The organism is Protofrankia sp. Cr2, from assembly GCF_963555885.1.
Classification (GTDB): domain Bacteria; phylum Actinomycetota; class Actinomycetes; order Frankiales; family Frankiaceae; genus Protofrankia.
Genome location: NZ_CAUVXG010000049.1, coordinates 5,061 through 26,094, shown reverse-complemented (window position 1 = coordinate 26,094; position 21,034 = coordinate 5,061). Strand labels below are relative to the sequence as shown.

Annotated in this window: 18 protein-coding genes and 1 pseudogene; 16 read left to right on the top strand and 3 right to left on the bottom strand. The window is 69.5% G+C overall.

Annotated elements, in window-relative coordinates; all coding sequences use genetic code 11:
- The 14 genes from U9978_RS18870 to U9978_RS18805 form a co-directional block, all read left to right on the top strand.
- Window positions 1–557: hypothetical protein (locus U9978_RS18870; RefSeq protein ID WP_322762462.1), on the top strand; the 557-nt coding region annotated here is incomplete at its 5' end.
- Window positions 558–577: 20 nt separating this feature from the next.
- A complete protein-coding gene (locus U9978_RS18865; protein ID WP_322762461.1) occupies window positions 578–1,006 on the top strand; it encodes a hypothetical protein in 429 nt (142 codons plus the stop codon).
- A 33-nt stretch (window positions 1,007–1,039) separates the two neighbouring features.
- Window positions 1,040–1,294 carry a hypothetical protein gene (locus U9978_RS18860; RefSeq protein WP_322762460.1) on the top strand — a complete coding sequence of 85 codons (255 nt, stop codon included), beginning with the start codon at window positions 1,040–1,042 and terminating at the stop codon, window positions 1,292–1,294.
- Between the two features lie 3 nt (window positions 1,295–1,297).
- Window positions 1,298–4,468: a hypothetical protein gene (locus U9978_RS18855; protein ID WP_322762459.1), complete on the top strand. Its 3,171-nt coding sequence runs from the start codon at window positions 1,298–1,300 to the stop codon at window positions 4,466–4,468.
- Window positions 4,465–5,940, top strand: coding sequence for a hypothetical protein (locus U9978_RS18850; protein WP_322762458.1), 1,476 nt, complete (start codon window positions 4,465–4,467; stop codon window positions 5,938–5,940). Before U9978_RS18855 ends, U9978_RS18850 begins: the two co-directional genes overlap by 4 nt.
- Before the next feature lie 2 nt (window positions 5,941–5,942).
- Window positions 5,943–6,443 (top strand): hypothetical protein, encoded by a 501-nt coding sequence (locus tag U9978_RS18845; protein ID WP_322762457.1) that lies wholly within the window; start codon window positions 5,943–5,945, stop codon window positions 6,441–6,443.
- On the top strand, window positions 6,443–7,087 hold the full coding sequence (locus U9978_RS18840) for a hypothetical protein (protein WP_322762456.1): 645 nt from the start codon (window positions 6,443–6,445) through the stop codon (window positions 7,085–7,087). Before U9978_RS18845 ends, U9978_RS18840 begins: the two co-directional genes overlap by 1 nt.
- Window positions 7,084–9,090, top strand: a complete 2,007-nt coding sequence (locus U9978_RS18835; RefSeq protein WP_322762455.1) for a hypothetical protein — start codon at window positions 7,084–7,086, stop codon at window positions 9,088–9,090. Before U9978_RS18840 ends, U9978_RS18835 begins: the two co-directional genes overlap by 4 nt.
- Before the next feature lie 9 nt (window positions 9,091–9,099).
- Window positions 9,100–9,423: a hypothetical protein gene (locus U9978_RS18830; RefSeq protein WP_322762454.1), complete on the top strand. Its 324-nt coding sequence runs from the start codon at window positions 9,100–9,102 to the stop codon at window positions 9,421–9,423.
- A gap of 4 nt (window positions 9,424–9,427) precedes the next feature.
- On the top strand, window positions 9,428–9,916 hold the full coding sequence (locus tag U9978_RS18825) for a hypothetical protein (protein ID WP_322762453.1): 489 nt from the start codon (window positions 9,428–9,430) through the stop codon (window positions 9,914–9,916).
- Complete coding sequence (locus U9978_RS18820) at window positions 9,909–11,345, top strand: baseplate J/gp47 family protein (protein ID WP_322762452.1); 1,437 nt, start codon at window positions 9,909–9,911, stop codon at window positions 11,343–11,345. Before U9978_RS18825 ends, U9978_RS18820 begins: the two co-directional genes overlap by 8 nt.
- An 11-nt stretch (window positions 11,346–11,356) precedes the next feature.
- Complete coding sequence (locus U9978_RS18815; RefSeq protein ID WP_322762451.1) at window positions 11,357–13,690, top strand: hypothetical protein; 2,334 nt, start codon at window positions 11,357–11,359, stop codon at window positions 13,688–13,690.
- Window positions 13,691–13,700: 10 nt separating this feature from the next.
- Window positions 13,701–14,831, top strand: coding sequence for a hypothetical protein (locus U9978_RS18810; protein ID WP_322762450.1), 1,131 nt, complete (start codon window positions 13,701–13,703; stop codon window positions 14,829–14,831).
- 33 nt (window positions 14,832–14,864) lie between these two features.
- Window positions 14,865–15,038: a hypothetical protein gene (locus tag U9978_RS18805; protein ID WP_322762449.1), complete on the top strand. Its 174-nt coding sequence runs from the start codon at window positions 14,865–14,867 to the stop codon at window positions 15,036–15,038.
- Between the two features lie 363 nt (window positions 15,039–15,401).
- Here U9978_RS18805 and U9978_RS18800 read toward each other — a convergent pair whose 3' ends face one another.
- Window positions 15,402–15,914 carry an NUDIX hydrolase gene (locus tag U9978_RS18800; RefSeq protein WP_322762448.1) on the bottom strand — a complete coding sequence of 171 codons (513 nt, stop codon included), beginning with the start codon at window positions 15,912–15,914 and terminating at the stop codon, window positions 15,402–15,404.
- Window positions 15,915–16,065: 151 nt separating this feature from the next.
- Here U9978_RS18800 and nagA point away from each other — a divergent pair, with 151 nt between their 5' ends.
- Complete coding sequence (nagA, locus tag U9978_RS18795) at window positions 16,066–17,265, top strand: N-acetylglucosamine-6-phosphate deacetylase (RefSeq protein WP_322762447.1); 1,200 nt, start codon at window positions 16,066–16,068, stop codon at window positions 17,263–17,265.
- Here nagA and U9978_RS18790 read toward each other — a convergent pair.
- Complete coding sequence (locus U9978_RS18790) at window positions 17,255–18,637, bottom strand: right-handed parallel beta-helix repeat-containing protein (protein ID WP_322762446.1); 1,383 nt, start codon at window positions 18,635–18,637, stop codon at window positions 17,255–17,257. The two genes, nagA and U9978_RS18790, sit on opposite strands and share 11 nt — an antisense overlap.
- Before the next feature lie 877 nt (window positions 18,638–19,514).
- Between U9978_RS18790 and U9978_RS18785 the strand changes: the two genes are divergently transcribed.
- Window positions 19,515–20,324, top strand: a complete 810-nt coding sequence (locus U9978_RS18785) for an AfsR/SARP family transcriptional regulator (protein WP_322762445.1) — start codon at window positions 19,515–19,517, stop codon at window positions 20,322–20,324.
- A gap of 144 nt (window positions 20,325–20,468) precedes the next feature.
- Here U9978_RS18785 and U9978_RS18780 read toward each other — a convergent pair.
- Window positions 20,469–21,034, bottom strand: a pseudogene (locus tag U9978_RS18780) (ATP-binding protein); the annotation flags it as partial.

Here is a 21,034-nt window from a genome sequence, read left to right as displayed (position 1 = left end):
CCGCCGCGATGGCGGCCGTCGCCGGACTGCCTGTGCACCACAGCGTCGTGCTGAAGAAGATTGTCGGCATCACGATGCCGGTGGCAAAGCAATACAGTCCCAGCGAGATCAAGGGGCTTTCCGAGGCAAAAATCACTCCCGCCATCGACCCTGCCCTGATCTCGGGGGAGAGCCTGCACTTCGCCGACGGCCGGCTCTTCGACGCCGACGACAAGTACATCGACCTCGTCCGCACTCTCGACCAGATCGAGTTCATGCTGCGCGCCGGGCTGATCGGCCTGATCGGCGACGCCCGCATCACCAAGCCCGGCATGACGCTGCTCAAGACGCAGCTCGACGGCATTCTCGGTCCGCTGAAGCGGCAGGCTGTCATCGACGACTATGCGGTCGAGATCCCCGTCCTGGACGTCCTGTCGCTACCCGCCGCGGCCCGCAACACCACGGACGACGCGATCGTCACCAAGGCCCGCAACGAGCGCACCGTCGACCTCGTCGTCACCGTCTTCTACGGGCCAGCCGTGAGCCGCCTGCTGGTCACGCTCGTCGCCAAGTTCTGACTGGGAGAGGTAAACGCGCCATGGAATGGAAGACCCGCCTCGCCGTCCAGTACACGAAGGGTACGGAGACGGTCCAGATCAGCCCGATCGACTCGTTCAGTCCGTCGTTCTCGCTCAACGTCGAGGCGCTGCACTCGTGCGAGGCCACTCACATCGGAGCCGTGTACGAGCCCGTCGCGATGAACTTCACGATGACCGTGAAGGCCGTAGGCGACGTCGCCGGGCGGCTTACCAAACTTGCCCTCGACGGCGAACTGTTCGACATCGCCCTGCTCGAGCACATCGGCGACGACTGGTCGTTCTCGTCGTTCGTGTTGCGGGACTGCCTCATCACCAGCGCGACCCCGACGACCGCCACGATCTCCGGCGCGCCCTCGGCGACGTTCAGCGGCTTCAGCCTCGGGGCGACCGTCGACCCCAAGACCGGCGACGCGTCCGTCCTGCCGTAACCCTGCACCCACGACGGAACGGGAGGTGGAACCGTGGCAACAAGCGAGGGGCGGGCCGCCCGGGTCACCCGTACCGGGCTGGCGCTCGTGCACGCCGGCGAACTGGTGCTGCCCGCCGCCGGGAGCGAGGCCGAAGCGGAACGGGTGGCGGGCGACGACCGGGCGGTCATCGCCTACCACTTCCCGGTCGAGATCGAGGTCGTCGGCGGCGGCGCCGAGATCGACGCGGACCGGCTCGCTGACCTGGCGCTCAGCCGGCTGGCCGAGCACCTCGAAGGGCGGGTGTGATCCATGCCGGTGTCGGTGCGGGTGCCTGTACGGGTGCGGGTCGACGCGCGATCGGTCGTCGACCGGCCCGACGAGATCGCCGACGCCCTGAACCTGGCCTTGGCGCGGGCATTGGACCGGTCCCGACGGGAGGTCCTGGAGCCACGGGGGCAGTATCTGGGCGTCCGTACGTTGCCGCCGGTCTTCTCGTGGACGGGCGGTGCGCGACGGGCGGTCGACGCCCGCGACCGGCGGGCCTTCGAGGCCCGGCTGCGCGGCGTCATCGCCGACGTGGTCGAGGCCGCCGCGCTCGATCCTGACCTGCCCACCGGGGTGCCGGTTCCGCTCGGCGAGCCCGCGGGCGAGCTGCTCGACCCGCAACGGCAGAGCGCCCTGCTGCGCACCTACCGGCTGCCGTCGTACGGCGGCGGCGGTTCGCCCACGGTGCTCGACTTCAGTGACGAACCTCTGAGCGTCGTGCCGGTGGTCCACGACTGGATCGCCCGGCCGACCATCGAGCTGGGCGCCCACCTGCGGGAGATGGCCGCCGAGGCGGTCCGCCAGCACGGGCCGCTGCCGCCCGGCGCGCCGACGGGCCTCATCTCCCGGGTGGTCGCCGACGGCCGGAGCGTGTGGCTGGTCCTCGTGAACACCACGCCGTTCTCGCACTTCCAGTTCGACAGTTTCGGGGCGATGGAGCTGGTCCCGGGCCCGAAAGCGCACTTCGAGCAGCGGAACAGCGACCCGCCCGCCGTGCCTGGCACCGCCGAGCGGCGACTCATCACCGACCGGGCGGGCCTGGTCGCCGCCACCACCGACATCATGGGCCCCGACATCCGGCAGCGCGTCCAAGAGGCCGAGCCGCGCGGCGAGACGACGTCGGCGGCCGAGTACGGCCAGCGCCTCGACGCGGCCGTCGACACCGAGGTCAACCGTCGCGTTGACGGCATCATGGTGGGCCTCGCAGGCCAGTCGCCGACCAGCCTCGTCGTGGTGCGCCTCGGCGGCTCGTTCGTCATGCTCGTCGGTACCGAGGCCACCGACGCCGACCTGCACTGGATCGGAACGGCGAACCTGCTGCCGATCACCGTCGAGCGGCCCGCCGGCCGGGGCGAGGGCACCGGCACCGGCACCGGCGGAAGTACGGGCGGCACCGGCAGCGCGGGCGGCGGCTCCGGTACGGGCTCCGGCGCGACCGGCACCGGCGCGGCCAGCGGTACGGGCGACAGCACGGCAGGCGGTGCCGGTGGACCCAGCGGCGGCTCGGGCGGCGGCTCGTTCGTCTACGACCCGACCGCGCCGATCGGCCCGCCGCCTCCGCCGGACACCCCGGTCAGCCGTTTCCCGGCCGTCCACGGCCGGGGCGAAGCCCGAGGCTGCACGTCCTTCAACGGCGAGCCGACGCTAGCCGACTTGGGGCAGGCCGGGGAGCCGCTCCGCCTCGCGATGGCGGACATCGCGTTCCGCCTGCAGATGAGCACGCCGATCTGCGACTACCCGGCCAACTTCTGCCTGCAGGCTGCCCAGGCACTGCTCGGCCGGGCCGCGGCGATCAGCGCGTACATCACACTCAGTGAGCGGGAGGGATTCACCCAGCCGGCCACGGACGGCGGCGGCTCGCTGGGCGCCCTGAACTTCCGGCCCGTCGCCTCACCGGCCGTGCAGTTCCTGCGGCACCTCGCGGGCGTCGTACCGCGGCTGCACGGCCTGGGGCTCGCCGTCATGCGCACATACGAGCGGCCGGAGAACTGGGCCAAGGTGCAGGGCGGCTGGATCGACTCGACCGCATCCTGGGACCTGCACTTCCTCGAGGAATTCACCCCGGCCGTAGAGGATGCCGTCGGGCAGATCCTCGTCACCGGCAGCCAGGTCATGATGATGCAGCTTCTGCTCGCCTCCCGTACGGGCATCGAAGGGCGGATCGCCAAGTTCGACCAATACGCGCCGATCTTCGAGCGGCTGCTCCTGTCCCAGCTGTCCGACTACGCCGAGTTGCAGGCGCTGCGTACACGGCTTCGGTGGCACGAGGCGGCCCGGTGGACGGACGAGCACACCGGGTACGGCGGCGGCTCGGTCGCCGTCGCCAGCGGCCTCAACCCGGCGACGGCCTGGTTCGGGGCAGCCCGGTTGCTGTCCGGCGCTTTCCTGTCCGCCGAGCAGGCGCTAACCACCCCGGGCACGGTCGGCGAGATCGTCGAGTCGGGCGGCGTCGCCCGGATCCGCGACTCGCACGGCGTCATGTGGTCCGAACCTGACCTCGACCAGGCGCTCGTCATGCAGCGCGGTGAGGCCGAGGGCATCGACCCGCTGGTGAAGCAGATCGCCGACATCCCCGACATCCTCGGACGATTTCGGGGCCGTCCGTCGGCCATCCGCGACGAACTGCGCAAGGTCCTGGGCGAGATGCGCGACAACAACACGGAGATGCTCGGCAAGGTGCGTGCCGACGCCAGGTTCGCGTTCCGGGCCAGCCGGATCAGCGACAACATCCCGTCGGCGACCGTACCGGGCAGCCGCTACGCGTTGCAGGGCATCCATCTCGTCGTCCACGGCCAGCTGGGCGAGTTCTTCGCCGGCGACACGTTTTACGCCCTCGGCATCGACGCGTTGTTCAGCGCCGAGTTGGGGCGTGAGGAGCTGACGGGCTTCGGGGTCACCGTCGGGATCGTCCTGCTGTCGGTGCTGTGCCCGCCCCTGGGGTTCCTCGCCGGGGTAGCGGTAGCGCTCAATGACGTCCGGCACGCTCGCGAGCGGGCCCGGCTCTACGGTTCGATGCTCGACCCGGAGCTTGTGCTGACCCACGCCGAGGTCGAGGTGGAGCTGTTCGCCGCGTACCTGGGGTTGGCGATGTCTCTGCTGCCCGAGGTGGGGACGATCGGCAGGGCGCTTGTCCGCGGCGGCCGGGTTGCCCGGCGGGCGGGGCTCCGGACCGGGCTGGCGGCCGCCCACAGGTATGCCTTCCGCCGCGCCGCCCGGCAGGTGATCGAGGCGGCGTCGCGTGACCTGCTGCAGGCGTTCGTCACCGAGATCATGATCAACGAGGTGATGGAGAAGATCATCCAGAAGGTGCTGGAGCCGGTCCTCGCCCACATCGAGCGTGAGGCGACGCTCACCGGCGCGGTCGGCGGCAGCGAGGGCGCCCGTTTCATCATGATGACCCTCGAGCAGGAGAACCCCCGGGCGGTGACCCCGTGACCCCGCCTCGGTTCCGCGCCGGCCGAATGCTCGACGCGGCCGCGATCCGCGCCGCCGCCGAGGCCCACCCGCGGCTGCGCGGGTTCATGCGGAACGTCGCCGAGCACAGCGAGCACGGCGACCGGCGGGCTGGGGCCCTGATGGAGCACATCATCCGGCGCGTCGTCGACGACGTCGGTGACCTGCACCTCGGCAACGCCACCGCCCGGCTCAAAAACATCGAGGTGTTGCGCGACAACCTAACGGCGGTCCTCGACCACGTACTCGAGGGCCGCGAACTGCCCGAAGGCGTCCGGGCGGAGGCGTTCGGGCAGTACGTCGACCAGCTCGCCACCGAGATGCGTGAACTCGGCCGGCCCCGGGAGGCGATTGTCGGCAACGAGCCGCTGCGGCTGTACGACGACGTGGCCGCGTACGCCGACGCGCTGATGCGCGAATTCGAGGCGGCGGAGGGCTCGGCGGGCGTTCACGTCGAACCGTCGGCCGCCCTCAGCGACGCGTACCGGGCGCTGCCGGCGGACCAGCAGGCGGTGCTGCGCAAGGCAGCCGCGCTCGACGCGAGCGCGGTATGGAAAAGGGTGTCGGCCGAGTCGGAGACGGGCGCGCAGAGGTCCGCCGCCGCGCTGGACCGCAGTATGGCCGGTCGGCTGACACCGGACGAGATGACCCGGCTGCATTCGGCGCTGGACCACCTCGGCAAGGCCCGCAACACGGGCCTGCAAGTCAGCGCCGCGCGGCTGGCCCAGGCACTGGAACACGTCGTCGACGCTGACCTGCGCGCCGTCGTGGCGAACAGCGACGTGTGGATACTGCCGCAGCTCGCCATGCACAACCCGCAGGCATTGGCGGCCCTGTGGGAAGCGTTCCGCCGCAAGGGCGGCGACGCTGCGGACGCCGCGGGCTTCCGGGCGTACGTCCGGCACGAGATGGTCACGTTCGGCCGGGGCGTCGTCGGCGAGTACACGGCCGCGTTCTCGCTGAGCAGCATCGAGATGTTCCTCAAGGGACCCGACGCCGACGTCCGGGTGCGCGGCACAGATCTAGTCGGCATCGGCCACGACGGCTGGGTGTGGCTTGTCGACGACAAGTCGCACCGGGCCGCCAGCGTCTCGTCGGTCACTGCGCTCACTGACAACCTGACGACCAACCTGCGCCGCGACGCCGGTGACTTCCGGACCGCCCTGGCCGAGCTGCGCCGCCAAGACCCTGGCTTCGTGCCCGACCCCCGGGTGCTCGACGCGATCCAGCGGATGGACGACGCCGCGGCCGAGATCGACCGGATCAATCGGAGCGAACCGGCGGACACCCGCCCTGCCCAGATCAGACAGGCGCTGACCGACCGGAAACTGCGGCTGCACGTCACCAGCGCCGCCGGCCAGATCACCGAGATCACCCAGGCCCTGCGCGACCTTGGCCTGGGCGTCGAGCGCACCGGCCTCACCGTGCCGCAGCCAACTCCAGGAGGACGGTAACCGTGGCCTTCACCACGAGCTTCATGAAGTACGCCAACGTGCCGTCGGCCGTCATCAGCGACGGGGTCCTGCCGATCCCGCTGTGGGCGGTCACCGCGATCTCGCTGTTGCAGACGTACCACCTGCCGCCGATCGGCTCGACGTCGCACAAGGCCGTCGTGGCCACCCACGATGACACCATAACGCTAGCCGGGGTCCTCGTCGGCGTCGAACGCTACGCCTGGAAGCTGGCGCTGGAGACGATGGCGGAGGCCAGCAAGCGGGGGACGGCACTGGCCGCGTACTCGGGGGGACGATTTGGCGGCCTCGTCCTCGTCACCTCGATGACCATCCGGACGGACATGCAGGTGCAGTCGCTGACCGTCTCCGCCTCGGCAGCCCGCCGCGACGTGCTCGACGTCAGCGTGACTATGGCCCACGTTCCCAAGCCCAGCCTGCTCGGCAAGCTCCTCGACGTGACGAGCATGGGGGTCGGCGCGCTCGCCGACGGGCTGGGGTCGTAATGACGCCGTTCCCCGTCGACCGGTACCTGGTGCCCGAGCAGCCGATCGCGTTGCCGGCCGGCTTCGCCCCCGTACGCCAACGCCTCACCGCGGGCCTGCCACAGCGCATCGAGCTGGGGGCAGGCGTGCACGCCGTGCTGGTTCTGCCGACCGGGCTGGCCCAGCAGTGGCTCGACACCGAACCGCTAGCCGTCGTGTCCACCTCGGCCGACGACCTGGCGGCCCGACCGGTGCCCGGGGTGCCGTCCCTGCCACGGCTGGTCGCCCGGACGCCGCTGCGTCTCGTCGTCCGCCGCGGTACACAGATCCTTGGCTCGGTTCCGCTGGCTGTCGGCCTGCGCCGGGTGTGTGCCGCCGGTGCGGCCCCGCCGGGACCGTCCGGTGGGGCCGCCGCCGTCGAACTGATGATTCTCGACTGGCACCTGGCCGCCGGCACGGTACGCGGCTCCGGCGACTACGGCTCACACGTCTCGCTGGGCTGGCGCCGCGCCGATCAGGCCGTCGACGACTTCGGGCCGCCGCCGATCAACGTGTTCGTGTCGCGCCGCCGCCCGCCCGCGCAGCGGATCGAATCCGAACAGGGCCAGGCATACCTGCGGTACAGCTACCTGCTCGACAAGAAGCTGCGGAGGGTGATCCGATGACGCTGACCCCGTTCCAGACAAGTCAGGTCAAGCAGGGCGCCGTCGGCAACGACGCCGGCTGGACCGTCGAGTTCTATCGGCAGTCGGCGCTCGGCATCGAGCCCGAGCCGGAGCTGACCGTCTCCAGCAGCAGCTACTACGCCGCGATCGACGCGGCGCTGCCCGAGGGGCTGGGCCCCGGGATGTATAAGATCACGATCGAGGGGCTGGTCGACGAACACTTCGCGAAGCTGCGTACGGCCGAGGGCCAGCAGCCGCTCGTCGCCAAGTTGTACCTGTACTGGCGGGACGCCAACACCAGCGTCGGCGCGTTGTTTACCAATCTAGTCGGCATCAACGCCGGCCCGTCGGCGGCCGAGCTGTCCGGGGCCTTGGTGGCCGTCCTGCGGGTCAAGAAGGTGCGGCGGCTCACCGGCGACAAGACGTACGACACGGAGCTGACCCTCGTCGAGCAGGCGTACGCGCGGCTCGGGCAGCGGGTCAGCGAGCGACTCGAGGCCGACACCTTTTCGGCCGCGGTCAGCACGATCGGCGATCGGACCAAGGTGGAGGTCGCCAGCTGGCAGGTCAACCGGGACGGCACGATGACCATGGCGAGCGGCGGTGCGGCCGGCTCCGAGCACGTCGCGTTCGGCGTGGGACTGCTCTACTCCGCCGCACTGGAACGCATCGGTGGGGCGTTGCAGCAGTCGCTGAACAAGTTCGGCCGGAGCATGCTGCTCATCCGCGACGGTACGGTCCACGTCGGGGCCCGGCCCATCCCGTACCCGGAAGGCGAGCCCAAGCCGCTGACGCTCGCGACATGCCTGCTCGAATGCACGGAGAGCGAGCCGCAGGACGCCGACCCGTACGCCGCGACCGACTCGACCGGCACTGCCGCACCCACCCGCAAGGCGTGGACACTGACCTGCAAGGGCCGGCCCGACCTGAAACCGGGCGACGTGGTCACGTTCGAGCCGCCACCGGAGAACGAGGCGACCACGCTCGGCAGCGTCGGCGCCGCCCTGCTGGGCTCGTTCGCCGCGCCGTTCGTCCCGTCGACCGGGGAGCTGGGCCCAGGCGCGAAGCTGCTCTACGTCAGCTCGGTGCGGCACACCCAGTCGAAGTCGGCCGGCTTCGCCTCGATCGTGCAAGGAGTCGAGATCGACTCGGCCGGGGCGGCCTGGGACACGTGGTCGGACGCCTCGCCGAGCGCGGCCGCCGACCCGGCGGCGCCGTCCGCCTCACCCGGCACGGCTGCCGCCGACGCCGTCCGGCGGGCCGCCCGGCTGGCCACCGGCGAGGCGCGCGGCCTGGAGATCGGCGAGGTACGGGCGGTTGCCACGAACGCCTCCGGTGCGGTGGAGCCCCCGGCGCAGACGGAGACGGTGTGGGAGGGGCTTGTCCGGCCGGACGGCCGCCCCAACGGCGCACGCCGGCTGCCGCCCCGGCGGGAACAGCCGGCGCCGCTGCCGGGGGTCACCTACCTGACCCCGTTCGCGTGGGGTGGCTGCGGGCTCGTCCTGCCCCGGTACCCCGGCACACGGGTGGCGTTGGCGTACCGCAACGGGCGGCCCGACGACCCGGTCGACGTCGGAGCGCTCTGGCCGTCCGGGCATGCCCCGGTCTCCCAGCCGGGCGACTGGTGGCTGTCGCTACCCGTCGGAGTGGCGGCCGCCGACCGGTCCTCGGTCACCGACACCGCCGTACCGGCCGACCACCAAGGGAAGGTCGCCCACGACCTGACCGACGGGGACGGAAACCGGGTCATAGAACTGGGCGAGCTGACCGTCCGGGTGGGCCGGGCCCAGTTGCAGGGCCCGGGTCACCGGCCGGACCGGGCCTCGGAGACCGACAGCATCACCATCGAGCACGCCGCCGGACGATCGAAGATCGTCATGAAGCAGGACGGCTCGATCACCATCACCGGCAAGCGCATTGACCTGGATGCCGGCACCGGCGACATCAACCTGACCGCCGCCAACGTGGACGTCCACGTCAGCGGCGCGATGAACGTCCACTGAGGAGCAGAGATGACCTTCGTCCTCACCGTGAAGAGCGACGTGCACTGCCCGAACAGCGGAAAAGTCACCCCGGACGGCAAGCCCAAGCTGAAGGTCGACGGCAAGGCCGTGACAACGCCCGCGGGCATCCAGGGCAAGTCGGTGTCGGGCTGCACGATCGCCACCAGCACCACCACGAGCCAGTGCTTGACCGTCACGTCGGCCAGCGGCGCCGCCGCCAAGCTGAAGGTCGACGGCACCGGAGTCGCGCTCGACAGCCTGAGCGGTAGCACCAACGGCAGCGCGCCGACGCTGAGCGCCAGCTCCGGGCAGTCCAAGCTGAAGGCGGTATAGACATATGGACCGTACCGAACGCGAACGCGAGGCCGCCCAGAACCGTTACCTAGGCTGGGGCTTGGCCTTCGCCGAAACCCTGCCCGGAATCGACATCGCCCGCGACATCTCTTTCTCCGCCGGCGCGAACGGCCGCGTCCTCGACCTCGTCCGTGGGACCGGCAACATCACTCAGGCGCTGTCCGTCGCGCTGACCACGCTGCGCGGCTCCAACGTCTTCGACGCCGAATTTGGCTTCGACGGGCTCGACGCCCTGACCCGCAACATCGAGCCTGTCCTGGTCCGGGAGCAGGTCCGGGTCGGCGTCATCACGCTGCTAGACCGCGACCCCCGCGTACGCCGCATCGTTGACGTCAACCTCGACGACCGCCTCGGCACGGGGGGATCCGCCGCCGACCTGCGCGCCTCGCGGACCCTGCAGGTGCAGGTCCAGTTCGAGACCGTCACCGACGACCGGATCGCGGTCAACCTCGGGGAGCTGCCCAGTGTCTGAGCCCACCCTGCCCGCCGAGCTCGCCGACGTCCTCGCCATCGACGCAGCCGCGCTACGGGCCACCGGATCCGCCGGTTTCGGCATCGTCGACACTGGCTTCGTACCGAAATCGTTCGCGCGGCTACTCGCCGAGAAGCTGGCCACCGCCCGGCTGATCTTCGGCGACGACATCGACCTGACGACCGGGTCGGTACTGCGCAAGGTCCTCGAGCTGACCTCGCTCGAGGACGCACGGCTCTGGGCGGCGCTCGGTTCCGTCTACGACGACGCGTACGTCGTTTCGGCCACCGCCGACGCCCTGACCCGCCTCGGCGAGGAGCTGGGCATCCCGCGCCCGTACCTGCAGGCCCGAGGTACGGTCACGCTCAAGCTGAAGGCGGCCCTGCCCACCGGCCGGACCCAGATCACCCTGCCTCGGGGCGCCCGGCTGTCAACCCCGGGCGGGCACCACGCCGCCCTTGACGAGACGGTCGTGCTGACCGCCGCCGCGTCGCAACGGGTACCGGCAGTCGCCGCGTTCTATCCCGGGCCCACGCACAACCTCGACCCGGCCCAGCCGCAGCAGAAGATCGACCGTTGGAACCGTGCCGACACGCTGCTAGCCGACCTCGACGATGCCGAGCAGACTGCCGGCAAGGAGCTTGTGGACATCACCCACACCGCTGCCCTGACCGGCGGCGAGCTGCAGGTGAGTGACGCGCGCTACCGGCAGCTGCTGCTGGCCGCTCCGCGCTCCGTCTGGACCTCCGAGGCCATCGGTCTCGCCGTCACGACAATCCCGGGTGTACGCCAGGTGCAGGTGTTCGACGGCCGGGGTGGCCTCGACATCAACCAGTCGATCTTTGGCAACTTCAACTTCATCGAACGGGTCTTCAGCACGGAACGCGACCTGGGGAACCCGTACTACTTCACGGTGATGGTCGCCCCGACCGCCGCGGCTGTCTGGGACGGGCCGGACGGGCTCCAGGCCGCCGTCGAGTCCGTCATCGAGGACCTGCGCCCGGTCGGGATCTTCGCCGCCGTCGACCGGGCCGAGGAGGTAGGCATCGGCGTCGACTGCGACCTGGTCATCCGCGGCCTTCCGCTGCCGACCGGGTCGAAGGACACCGTCAACGCGTCCACGGCGGCCGTCGAGCTGCGGGCCCGGCTGCACGCCCGGCTCCGGCGCTACATCGACGAGCTCCCGTTCGGGGAACCCGTACGCGTCGCCGAAGTGATCTGGACCGTGATGAACGAACCAGGCGTCGCCGATGTGCGCGACCTGCGCCTGGTCCGCTTCCCGGCGGACTCGGCGACGCTGGTGACGGGTACCGCGCCGACCGGGGACGGCACGCAGCGCCTTGTGATCGGCGCCAACGCGACGCTCGCGGCCAACCAGGTGCCTGTCTACGTCGACCGGGACGACCCGGTGCCCTTCCATATTGTGTGAGGTCCCCTCCTATGAGTGATTTTCGTGTGGTGGTGGACGGAGTCGATCCGTCCGTCGAGCGCAACGTCGTCGACCAGCTCGAAGGCCCATACGCGGGGACTGTGCGGCGGGTCGTCGTGCCGATCGCGGCGGACGGCTCCGCGGCCGTCGACTGGACCACCCGGCACCCGCTGCTCACGGTCGTGCTGCGCCGAGACCTGGGCGAGGAGACCGTCCGCGTACGCGTCACGCCGACGGGCGCCCCCGCGCTGCCAGACGCCCTGTTCGCGCCCTGGTCCCAGGCGGGCGCATCGGTGCCGCTACTCGCCCCGGACACGTCCGCGGAGCCGCTGGTATCGGGATTCACCATGGCGGTCGTGGTCGAGCGAGCCGACGAGGGCGCCCCGTTCGCGGCGGTCACCGGCGCGCCGCGCGCCGATCTGGTGCGGCTCGCCGTCGTCGAGGGCAACCTGGGCCGGCTGCTGTACCTCGCCTCGTTCGAGAAGCACCGGCTGCGCCGAGCGGCCCGCGAGGTGCAGGCGTACCGGACGCTCGCCCACGCGCGCAGGGACGCCCTGGACCGAATCGGCGCCGACGTCGGCGTCGCCCGGTTGGCCGACGAGCTCGTACACGACGGCACGACCGGCGAGGTGTACGCCCGCAGGCTGCCCCCGCCCGCAGTCGAGCCGGACGCCGCGTACGCCGAGCGGCTGGGCATGTTCCGCCGGTTCCTGCTGCCCACCCCGGGCGTGCTCGGACGGCTGCTCAACGGGCCCGGCGCCCTCACCGACCCGAACGCCGGCACGTTCGCGGACATTGCGGGGGGAGCCCGGTTCACTGTGCGCGAGACGGACAACCAGTTCGCGGTCGCGGTGCGGCTGGTCGCTGTGGGAGGCGCCCAGCACCGCACGAACTTCCTCGCCCAACTGCGCCGGGACCGCCTTGTCCTGCCCGCCGACACGCCGCTCGACAATGCCGTGCACGCCGCGCGGGCGTTGCCCGCGAGCCGGCTCGCTGAGGTCACCGCGCTGCGGGCAAGTCTGCGACAGTCGTACGCGTTCGCCAGCGCCCACGGAATCGCCCCGCCGCTCGCCGCCGCGCTCGATCGGGCCGGGCGGGTCTGCCGGGCGCTGGGCACGGCGATTACCTGGCAGGTGACCCGGGCGCAGGACGAGGCGGGCGGCAGCCGGTACGAGCTGGGCCTCGGCGTCGACATCACCCCGCCGAGCACCGGTCAGCTGAACGATCTCCGTACCCGGGTACTGGACGCGAACCGGCCCGTGACGCCCGACGCCATGGCCGAGGCGCTCATCCTCGCCAGCCGCGCGGCCGGCGTGCCCACAGCCGCCGCCGACGGCGAATTGGGTTGGCTGTGGCGTGCGTGCGGGGTGCAAACCGCGCACCGGGTCGACACGACCACGCTGTACCTGTCGCACCTGCCCACCCGCGGGCTGACGATCACCGCGCCAACGGCGGCGGCGTCGCAGACGCCGCAGCAGGTGGAGGCCCGGTTCAACGCGCCGGGCGACCCGGGCGGCGACGCGCTGCTACTGGCCGGGCTGTCCGGCGCCGCCGCGGCCTGGGCCGCGGCGGGGGAGACGGCCTGGGCGGGAATGACCGACGCGCAGGCGCGCGCCCGCTGGGTGACCGTCCCGGTACGTCCAGCCGGCCAGCCCGTCCTGCTGGCGCTGGCCGCGGCCGGACTGCCCGCAGTGCTCGATCCGGGTCCCGTCGCCGCCGCGCTGGGGGCAGTCCCGGACGAACTGGTCGAGACGATCGAGTTGGACGCGGCGTTCTCGGCCGGCTTGGTCGGCAACCAGCAGGCGGCGTGGACCCGGCTGGCCCGGCTCGTCGAAGTGCTGCGGGACAACCACCTCGCCGCGGTGCTGCCGCTCGTCGACTCCACCAACCGTGTGCTGCTCGTCGTCAGCGTCATCGGGCTGCCGCAGGCGGGCCTCAACCTGTCGGAGCGGCGGGCCACCGGGTTCCGGTGGTACACGGTGTCGCTGGGCGGGGGAGCGGCCGAGATCAAGGCGGTGGGCAGCCGCACCGTCCTGCGGCCGACCGCGCAGGGACTGGTCGCCGTGGTGGCGTTGGCCTATGTACGCACCGGGCTGACCGACCCGTACGAGTTCCGGGTCGAGCTGCCCGACGGGGTGGCGCTGAGTCTCGAGCAGTACGAGCGCCTCATGAACGTCCTGAACCGCGTCTGCCCCCTCGGGGTGGAGATCAACACGTACGCCATCCGTCGCGACCACGTAGACCTCGACGGTGACGGCAACGCCGAGCCCCTGCGCCCAACCGTGGCCCGCACGTTCCGCACCTACCGACAGCGCCGGCAGCGCGGCGTGTACGACAAGCTCTGAGAGGGACACCATGCCGCAAGAGATCAGCTACGACGGCACGACCGTCGGCCAGCTGTACCAGACCTTCACCAAGGCTGGCATCGACCCGTCCGATGCCAGCCTGCTCGTCGCCTCGTGGATCTTCGAGAACGTCGGTACGGCGAAACACGTCTTCAACTACGTCGAGCTGTTCCCGGCGGTCGCGCCTGGGTGCCAGCCGCCGTCCTTCGCCCGGACGTTCGCGCACACCGACTGGGTAGACGGCGAGGACGCCGTCCAGGCCGGACAGACGACCGGCGAACTTGGTTTCAACGAGCGCTTCCACCGCATCGAGCACGACCTGGACGCGCTCGGCACCGGCGTTGCCCAGGCATTCGCCTGCATGACGGCGATGCGCGCCAGCCTGCGCAAATTGCTCGACGAGGTCCGCGTCGAGCTCAACCGGCTGCACACCAACGCCCACGACAACGCAGCCCTCGACCGGGGCATCCTGCAGGTGGACAAGATCCCCAACTATGTCGGCGCGCTCGACTTCGGCAAGTACATGGGTACGACGATGTTCCTCGACAAGAAGGTCAGTGTTTGGGAGACGAAGCAGGGCACGATCGTGCTGCCCGCTCTGGAAACGGTCGGCGTCGATGTCGTAGCCGGCACCAAGCTCAAGGGTTCCGCCCAGGTCAGCCGCTACCTCGCGGAGCGTCCCGACGTGCGGCAGCGGTTCCCGCAGGAGGTGCGGGTCGACGACTTCGTCCGGACCTTCGGCGACGACGAGCTGGCCGACGGCCGCACCGTACGGGACGTGCTCAAGGTGCTCCCCGCGGGCTCCGGCTTCCGCAGCATCGGCGACATGGTCGTCGAGATCGGCGAACGAGAGGCCGTCATCGTCCGTACGACGATGGGTGCGCCGGAGGCCGTCTCCGCCGCCCTCGGCATCGACACCGCCATCCAGAGCGTTGGGGACGCGGACGTCGCCAAGCTAGTCGCCGTACCGACCAAGGCCCGCCAGGCGCTTTCTCGGGCCGGCATCAACTCCGTCGGCGAGTTGGCCAAGGCGTCACCGGAGAAGGTGCTGTCCATCATGAAAGAGAATCAAATCAACGCAGGGGCCGGCGACGCGGCTGAATGGACCGCGTACGCGCAGACGCTCACCAAATTGCGCTGACCCGGCTGAGGGTAACGTCATGACGGTCATGGGATGGCCGAGTCCGCCTTGGGTGCGTACCCCGGTCTCGACCGCGACGACGGCGAACTGCTCGGCGAAGGTCTTCAGTGGCACGTAAAGGTCGGACAGCTTCTTGCCCCGCTTGATCGCCAGCCGCCGCGCGAAGCTCTCCGCGCTCTCGTCCAGGTACTTGGAGCCCGGAATTAAATAAATAGATCGACTACTTACTTCTCAATCCTGCCACACGAATTACCGGTGTGTAGTTCTGTGTGTTTGTTGATGGCAAGGAGTTTTGGTGTTGATCTTCGCCAAATAATGTCACGAGCGTGGCGTCATTCATAGGAGCCGTAATGAAATAACAAATGCCCGTCGAGTAGCATCTTCGCAGGTCACATGCCTGCGAGAGGATCAAAAAATGCAAGTTATTTCATTCCGGCTCCATAGTTTCCGACGAAGATTTCCGGTATTTGTTTGCGGCTGTTCTGCCTCATCTGGACGAGGCCCAGCGGAGGATTTTGTCCGGCGGTGTCGCTGAGATGTTGGGACACGGTGGGATCACGGCGGTAGCGGTCAGTCGGTCGGGGCCTGCGGTGGTCGGCCGTGCTGGAGGTACACCGTCTGACCGGTGTGCAGGGCGTCCATACAGGCGCGGATGCGCCGGGCCATGTACGGGGCGAGGAACTGGTCGTACTCGTCGGGGGAGCACAGCCGCCAGGCGGTGAGTTCGTCGGCCTGTAGGTACAGATTGTGTTCGGCGTCGTGGGCCGTGAGCGTTCCGCCGTCGAACACGAAGTTGACCAGCGAGGGTCGTCCGTCGTCCTGAGGCGGTACCCAGTCGACGGCCACCAGCCGGCCGGGGCGGACATCCAGGCCGAGTTCTTCCTTGATTTCCCGCCGTGCGGTGTCCCACGGGTACTCGCCCGGGTCCATGTGGCCGCCGGGGATGAGCCAGGTGTCGGTGCGGTACGAGGGTTGGACGAGCAGGACCCGGCCGTCGGGATCGTGGAAGAGGACTCCGGCCCCCGCGATCGCGCGCGGCAGTGTCGCGTAGAACTCGGCCGGTGGCAGTCGTCCGCTGGTCATGTTCCATGACCTTAGCGGCCCCCGTCGTCCTCCCCGCCGTCGTCTTCCCTACCGTGGACGGGACCGGACGTCCGTGACAGGGGCCCGGCCAGCGGGCCAGCCGACGGTTGGTGGCGGGGGCATGGTGGGTGTGACTCGCGGGAGGATGCCCATGTGGGTGCCACAGTGTGTACTGGCCGGCGCCAGAGTGGTGACGTGTGAGGGCGTCCTGGATCCAGGTTGGGTCGAGGTCGAGGGGGGTCGCATAACGGCGGTCGGCTCCGGCGGGCCGCCGGGCCGGGCTGGGCTGGCTGGGCGGACGGTCACCGATCTCGACGGCGCCTGGCTGTTGCCGGGATTCATCGACCTGCATGTGCACGGTGGCGGCGGTCACGACGTCGCCACCTCAGCGGCGGCGATGGCCGCGGCGGTGGCGTTCCACCGCGCGCACGGCACCACCGGCACGCTCGTGTCGCTGGTCACCGCGCCTGTCGAGGACCTCGCTGAGCAGTTGTCATGGGTGGCCGACCTGGTCGAGCGGGGTCCGTGCGCCGACGGTCACGTGCTCGGGGCCCATCTGGAGGGGCCGTTCCTCGCGCCCGCGCGCTGTGGCGCGCAGGCCCCCGAGCATCTACTCGGTCCGGACCGGGCGGTGTTCGCCCGGCTGGTCCGTGCGGCCAGGGGTACGCTGCGCGCCATCACGGTCGCACCGGAACTGCCCGGCGCCGCTGAGATCATCGCCGATGCCGTGGACGGCGGCATCGTGGCCGCGATCGGGCACACCGACGCCACCTACGACCAGGCCGTTGCCGCGTTCGCAGCCGGCGCGACCCTGACCACCCACCTGTTCAACGCCATGCCGCCGCTGCACCATCGAGCGCCGGGCCCGGTCGGGGCCGCCCTCGACGCCGATGCCGCCGTCGCCTGTGAACTGATCAACGACGGCGTGCACGTACATCCGTCCATCACCCGGATGGTCGCGCGCGATCCACGCCGCCTCGTCCTGGTCACCGACGCCATCGATGCGGCCGGCGCCGGTGACGGTGACTACATCCTCGGCGGCCAGGCCGTGCGGGTGCGCGACGGCCAGGCACGGTTGGCGCGTTCGGGCGTGCTAGCAGGCAGCACGCTCACGATGGACGACGCGTTGCGCCGGGCGGTCGTCGACGCCGGCATCCCGATCGAGGTCGCCGCCGCCGCGGCAGCGACGAACCCGGCCCGCGTGCTCGGCCTGTCCGCCACGTGCGGAGCGATCGCCGTCGGGCTGGCCGCCGACCTCGTCGTCCTCGACGTCGATCTTCACCTGGCCCGGGTCATGGCCGGCGGTGTGTGGTCCCAACCCCGACCGGACCCCGAGCGGTTCATGAATTGACGCACGTCACGTCCTTGGACGCGAAACCACTACCTCCGCTCACCTTGTTGGATGTGCAGTTGATCTTGTTGTTCGACGTCCGTGGATTGTGAATCCAGAAGCCGACGCCGGACGCTCCGCCGAGGTCGGCGACGTTGTCGGTGAAGACGTTCCCCTCGCCGGAACCCACTGGCACACCCTCGGTATTGATCACATGGGTCTGGAAGCCGTCCTGGAGCGCCGACGGCCCGCTCACGGTGCCCCTGTTGCCAATGATCATATAGTTGTTACCCTTCACGTCTATCCAGGAATCTGCCCAGCTCCCCGACATGCCGACCGCGTCGAAGGAGTTGTTCTGAATCACGCCTCCGGTCGTACCCTCCTTGATGTCGATGTTCTCGGCACCGGTGTGACGGATGGTGTTGCCGATCACCTGGTTGTAGTTCGAGGTGTCGGGCTTGCCGCCTGTGTAGCGGCCCCAGTTGGAGACAGCCGACCCCAGGTAGATGCCCTCGCCGAAGCTGGCGGTCTTCACTCCGGTGTTCTCCACCAGGCAGTTGGTGACCACGTCATAGCTGGAGAACGTCCGCAGATGGATGCCTTCCTGCCCGATGTCGTGCACGTACAGACCGTCGATCGTCACGTGGCTGGAATCGTCGAGCACCACGCCCTTGGTCGCCTCCGTCACGGTGAATCCCTGGAGCTTCCAGTAGTTCGCTCCCAGCAGGTTCAGGGCGTAGCCACCGCCGGTGCCACCACCGTCGAGCACGGCATTGCGAGAGCCTCGCAGTGTGATGGGTGCGGCTTCGGTACCCGAGACCCGGATGTTGAACCGTCCCGGGCTCGTCGGCGTACCACTGGGCTTGCTCTTGGCGTTGATGTCCTTGGCGTCCTTGCCCGAGTAACGACCGTCGGCCATGGTGATCGTCATCCCCGGCCGGGCGGTGTTGAGCGCGTCTATCAGGCTTGCGACGTCGGCCACCTTCACCTCCGTGCCCGGGGCGACCGGATCCAGCGCGGGAGCGGGTGCCACGGGCGGCGGTGGGGATCCCTCCTGCTGATCCGGGTCCGGGGACGCCGAAAGCGCGGCCTGCACGCCGGCTGTCGTCCCGCCCAGCTTGAAGTTCGCCCGGAACCGGTGGGTTCTCCGGGTCTTGTCCCCATCAGGTTCATACGTATCGGCGATCAGCGAGTGCTTGCCGTCGGCCAGGCCGGTCACCTTCACGATGCCGGGATTCACCGTGGTGAGGGGTTTGCTGTCAAGCGTGAAGCGGATGTCTGCTCCGTCATCCGCACCCGCGATGCCCGCGTAGAACGTTGAACCGGCGGGAAAGGTCTGATTGTCGAGGCTCGTCACCACTGTCGACAGGTCACCGGAACTCGATGACACCAACTGTGGGTCCCCGCTGGGAGCAGCTTGTGGCTCTCCGGCGGGCGCTCGACAGGCTGCTACTGAAAGTAGTGAAAATACTACGAAGAGCAATGATGCGGATCGAGTCGTCCGCCGAGCCAAGCTCTTACCCTTGAAATCCGCGAACATACGGGTCCCTCACATCTCGATGTACTGAGGCAGGGCGAGTATAGGCGATCCATACGACGGTCGATCACAACGGTCGATCGCGGGTCCTGATGAGATACCTCTTTAATCCATTTCCTTTCAACAGCGTGTAACGACTGGGGCGTTGTCAGGAAGGGGCGTTCAACAATGGTTTCAAAACTGTCGCACATGGGACGCCGGATGCGTCGGGCCTGTCTGTGACGGTGGCGGTCATACCGATGGCGGTCATAGCGGTGGCGGTCATAGCGGTGGCTAATGTTGTACCGGTGACGGATGGTGTATACATCCTGATGTCCGGTTGATCGGTACTGTCAGTGAAATCGATCACGCACTGTAGCATTCACTCGGCGTCATTCCGGTTACCTATGGCAATGGTCTCGCGGATCGTGTCCGCTTGCCCGAGGCGAACCAGGTGTCGGCCAGTGGGATCGTCTGCTCGGCCCGCTGACCGAACGCCCTGTTCACGGGCACTTTTATCCTGCTTCTGGCGCCGTGCGGACGGGATGCGTCGGGGAATTCCCCGGGTCCCCGGTCGCTTCGGCCGGGCGTGCCGACTCGGCCGAACCCAGGGATTTCCCGGAAGCGCAGAGGTGTCCTTGTGTGGTCTGGTCAGCGAAGTGACCGCATGTCGCCCTGTCGGCGTCGATCGATACACGATCGAATGTGCCGGGCTGGGCGGCGGGATACAACCGAGGCCGGGGGCAGAGCACCTATGACGTCCGTTCCAGCACACGACCCCGGGATGCTCACCACCGGTATCCGCGTCGGGTTGCTCGACGGGTTCCGGTTGTGCGTGGGCCAGCGCAGCGCACCGGTCCCGCTGGCCGCCCAGCGCCTGGTCGCGCTGCTCGCGCTGTGGGACCGGGATGTCGCCCGCTGCGAGGTATCGGGAACGCTGTGGCCCGAGGCCAACCAGGCGCAGGCCAACGGCTGCCTGCGCACGGCCCTGTGGCGGCTGCGACGCACCGAGCGGACACTCGTCATCGCGACGCCGACCCATCTCGGCCTGTGTCCGGCGGTACGGACGGACACCGACGAGACGATCGCCTATGCGCGGCGGCTACTGGAACCGGCCGACCGGTGCGACGGACACCCGCTGCACCCGCAGCCGCTGCTCGGGGTGCTGCTGCCGGGATGGTATGATGACTGGGTCGTTTTCGAGCGGGAACGGCTCCGCCAGCTCACCCTGCATGCGTTGGAGTCCCTCGCCGACCGGCTGTTGGACGCCGGCCGGTTCGGCACGGCGACGGATGCCGCCTACGGGGCGATCCGCGCCGATCCGCTGCGGGAGAGCGCGCACCGGACGCTCATCCGCGTCCATCTCGCCGAAGGCAACGCGCACGAGGCGCTGCGCACCTACCGTTCCTACGTCGACCTGCTCCAGCGTGAACTCGGCATCGGGCCCTCGATGCAGCTGACATCGCTGATCAGGCCGGTGCTGCCGCGGGAACCGAGGCATTCGGGGGCATGTCAGCCGGCGGGGCCGGCTGACGCACGGCTGATGTACGCACGGTCGATATGATCAACCACTCGGATCAGGGAAGTCACTACGTCGAGTGGGCGCTGGGCGGCTTCTGGGGAAGCATGCAGCAAGAAACGGGGTTGCGGGAATGATCGACGCCCCTATGGCCGGTCGCTCTCATCGTGCGTTCCGCACAGCCGCAGCTCAGGCGCGCAGGACGGTGACCGGGCGACCGGACGGGCTACTCGCCTGCTCAAACCTGGTGCGGTCGGCAATAGGCGCGACCTCGGGCCGGCGGTCGAAGACCACCAGGACACCGCGGTCAAGGCCGAGCCGGTCAAGGTAACCATCCAGCTGGGCCAGCCCCCGGGCCAGCGGGTCGGGTTCGCCGGCCCGCCACACCTTCAACTCGACCGCCTCCCGCTGCCAGCACCGTGTGCCAGCCGAGCCCTGGAAGGGCCAGCGCACCAACAGGTCAATCCGACCCCGGCCAATGCCATATTCCCGCTCGACATACCCACCACCATTGACCACCCGCTGCAGATAACCCATCAACACCAACTGCGGGGCCACCTCATGGTAGACAACCCCGGCGGTGAGCACCTCGCCGTGCTCACGCCAGAAATCAGCGAACTCCCGCAACAGCATGCCGAAATCGAACCGGCCGTCGCCGAGCACAAAACTGCGCGGGTCAGCAACGACATTGACCTCCACGTTGGCCGTGAGCACCCGAGCGATCACCTCGCGGTAGATCGGGTTGGCGATACGCA

Excerpts from the sequence above, each read along its gene's own strand:
- U9978_RS18865 (WP_322762461.1), top strand. The coding sequence starts at position 578 with ATGGAATGGAAGACCCGCCTCGCCGTCCAGTACACGAAGGGTACGGAG.
- U9978_RS18810 (WP_322762450.1), top strand. The coding sequence starts at position 13,701 with ATGCCGCAAGAGATCAGCTACGACGGCACGACCGTCGGCCAGCTGTAC.
- U9978_RS18855 (WP_322762459.1), top strand. The coding sequence starts at position 1,298 with ATGCCGGTGTCGGTGCGGGTGCCTGTACGGGTGCGGGTCGACGCGCGA.
- U9978_RS18815 (WP_322762451.1), top strand. The coding sequence starts at position 11,357 with ATGAGTGATTTTCGTGTGGTGGTGGACGGAGTCGATCCGTCCGTCGAG.
- U9978_RS18800 (WP_322762448.1), bottom strand. The coding sequence starts at position 15,914 with ATGACCAGCGGACGACTGCCACCGGCCGAGTTCTACGCGACACTGCCG.
- U9978_RS18825 (WP_322762453.1), top strand. The coding sequence starts at position 9,428 with ATGGACCGTACCGAACGCGAACGCGAGGCCGCCCAGAACCGTTACCTA.
- U9978_RS18830 (WP_322762454.1), top strand. The coding sequence starts at position 9,100 with ATGACCTTCGTCCTCACCGTGAAGAGCGACGTGCACTGCCCGAACAGC.
- U9978_RS18785 (WP_322762445.1), top strand. The coding sequence starts at position 19,515 with ATGACGTCCGTTCCAGCACACGACCCCGGGATGCTCACCACCGGTATC.
- U9978_RS18840 (WP_322762456.1), top strand. The coding sequence starts at position 6,443 with ATGACGCCGTTCCCCGTCGACCGGTACCTGGTGCCCGAGCAGCCGATC.
- U9978_RS18805 (WP_322762449.1), top strand. The coding sequence starts at position 14,865 with ATGGCCGAGTCCGCCTTGGGTGCGTACCCCGGTCTCGACCGCGACGAC.
- nagA (WP_322762447.1), top strand. The coding sequence starts at position 16,066 with ATGTGGGTGCCACAGTGTGTACTGGCCGGCGCCAGAGTGGTGACGTGT.
- U9978_RS18835 (WP_322762455.1), top strand. The coding sequence starts at position 7,084 with ATGACGCTGACCCCGTTCCAGACAAGTCAGGTCAAGCAGGGCGCCGTC.